Source organism: Variovorax sp. 20P10.2.4, from assembly GCF_058244205.1.
Genome location: NZ_JBZAYE010000905.1, coordinates 1 through 2,301, shown reverse-complemented (window position 1 = coordinate 2,301; position 2,301 = coordinate 1). Strand labels below are relative to the sequence as shown.

Genomic DNA, 2,301 nt, shown 5'->3' with positions numbered 1-2,301 from the left:
CCGAAGGCGCCGAGGCCGTAGGTCGAGCGGCTGCCGAGCACCAGCGGCACGTCGATGCCGCCGGCCACCGCGATGCACATGCGCGCGCCCAGCAGCATGAAGTCGAAACCGAGCACGTCCCCGGCCTGCACCGCGAAGGCTTCGTTGCGCGGCCTCTCGGCGCCGTTGAGCTTGACCTTGGCCTGCGCGCCGGTCACCGCCACCACCGCGGGCGCGTCGAAGCGCAGCTCGGGCCCGAGCAGCGTGCTCTCGATCACGGCCGCGCCCTCGTCGTTGCCCACCAGCAGGTTGGCCAGCACCAGGCCCTGCTGGTCGAGCGCGCCCGACAGCGGAATGCCCAGGTGGTAGTAGCCGGGACGGCCCGCGTCCTGCACGCTGGTCGCGAGGCCGGGCTTGAGCACTTCAATCGCCATGGAGCACCTTCAGCAGCTGTTGGTTGTAGCCGTCGGGATCGGCCAGGAATTCCGTGAGCGAAAACGACACCGGCGCGATGCGCAAGGTGTAGTCGCCGGCCTCCACCTGCGCCACCTGGCGGTCGTACTCGGCGCGGTCGATCGGCTTCCACTTGACGATGTCGCCGGGGCGGAAGAACACCATCAGCTCCTTGAGGTAGGGCAGGCGCTGGGCCGGATCGAAGATCGGCGCCGGCGTGACGCCGAACATCTGGTAGCCGCCGGCCCCGCGCACCGAGTAGATGCAGCTGAAGCAGCCGCCGTGGCCCAAGGTGAGCCGCGGCGTGTCGGTGCGCGGGCTCAGGTACTTGGGCACCTCGAGCTGGCGCTCGCGCTCGACCATCTGGAACAGGAAGGGCAGTCCGGCCACGAAGCCCACCATGGAGACGAACCACGGCGCGCCCGAATGCGCGGCGATGAAGGCCTCGACGGAATCGAGGCCATTGATGCGCGCGGCGTACTCGATGTCGGTGCTGGCCGGGTCCTGGTGGCGCTCGCGGAAGCGCATCAGGGTCTCGTGCGTCCACGGATCGTTGTAGAGCACGGGGATCTCGACGATGCGGGTCTGAAGCCGCAGGTCGGCCTCGCCGATGCCGGCCTCGATCCCTTCGAGCACGGCCTGCAGCGCGTCGGGCGCGATCAGGTCGGGATCGAAGCGCACCAGGTAGGCCGCGTTGGCCGGGCAGATCTCGGTGACGCCCGCGATCTCGCCGGCCTGCACGCGGCGGCGCAGCTCGTTGCAGATCGCCATGCCCTTGAAGAAGGCGGGCAGCGACATCGATTCGCTGATCTCGACGAACAGGTGCTCGTCGCCGCCGAAGCTGTAGCGGGCCTGGGCCGGGAGGATGGCAGCGGTCATGCGGGCACCTTCTCGAGAGTCGGGACGGAAGCGGCGGGCTCGGCCAGCGGATGCGCCGCGAGCCACTGCTCGAGGAAGCCGGTGTGGAAGGCCGCGGCCGCGACCTCGGCGTCGTCGCACAGCGCGCGGTGCAGCGGGATCGTGGTGTGGATGCCCTCCACGCGCAGCTCGCCGAGCGCACGGCGCATGCGCGCGAGCGCGGCGGCCCGGTCGCTGTCGTGCACGATCAGCTTGCCGAGCAGCGAGTCGTAGTAGGCCGGCACGTTGCAGCCCGCGAACATCAGGGTGTCGAAGCGCACGCCGGGCCCGCCCGGCACCGCGAGCCGCGTCACCAGGCCCGGGCTCGGCATGAAGTTCTTCGCCGCGTTCTCGGCGTTGATGCGCACCTCGATGGCGGCGCCGGCGAGCCGGATGTCCTCCTGCTTCAGCCGCAGCGGCTGGCCCAGCGCGATGCGCAGCATCTCCTTCACGAGGTCGATGCCGGTGACCATCTCGGTGATCGGATGCTCGACCTGGATGCGGGTGTTCATCTCGATGAAGAAGAATTCGCGCGTGTCGTCGTCGTAGAGGTATTCGAGCGTGCCCGCGCCGCGGTAGGCCACGGCGCTCGCGAGGCGCAGCGCCGATTCGCACAGCGCGGCGCGCGTGGCGGCGTCGATGGCGGCCGAGGGCGCTTCTTCCCACACCTTCTGGCGTCGCCGCTGCAGCGAGCATTCGCGCTCGAAGCAGTGCACCACGCGCTGGCCGTCGCCGAGGATCTGCACCTCGATGTGGCGCGCCTTGCGGATGAAGCGCTCGAGGTAGACCTCGCCGTTGCCGAAGGCGGCCTGCGCCTCGGCGGTGGCGGTGGCGAACTGCTGGCGCAGCTCGGCCTCGTCGTGCGCCACGCGGATGCCGCGCCCGCCACCGCCGGCCGAGGCCTTGATCATGATCGGGTAGCCGATGTCGCGCGCGAGCTCGACCGCCACGCCGGCATCGCTCACCACGCCG

3 protein-coding genes are annotated in these 2,301 nt (G+C 70.4%); all 3 read right to left on the bottom strand.

Annotated elements, in window-relative coordinates:
* Positions 1 to 413 (bottom strand): 5-oxoprolinase subunit C family protein (locus AC27VN_RS39230; RefSeq protein ID WP_490880177.1); only part of this gene is annotated, 413 nt, incomplete at its 3' end.
* Complete coding sequence (locus AC27VN_RS39225; RefSeq protein WP_490880176.1) at positions 403 to 1,311, bottom strand: 5-oxoprolinase subunit B family protein; 909 nt, start codon at positions 1,309 to 1,311, stop codon at positions 403 to 405. The genes AC27VN_RS39225 and AC27VN_RS39230, both read right to left, overlap by 11 nt.
* Positions 1,308 to 2,301 (bottom strand): ATP-binding protein (locus AC27VN_RS39220; protein WP_490880175.1); only part of this gene is annotated, 994 nt, incomplete at its 5' end. The genes AC27VN_RS39225 and AC27VN_RS39220, both read right to left, overlap by 4 nt.

Coding starts and splice junctions, on each gene's coding strand:
- AC27VN_RS39225 (WP_490880176.1), bottom strand. CDS start 1,311: ATGACCGCTGCCATCCTCCCGGCCCAGGCCCGCTACAGCTTCGGCGGC.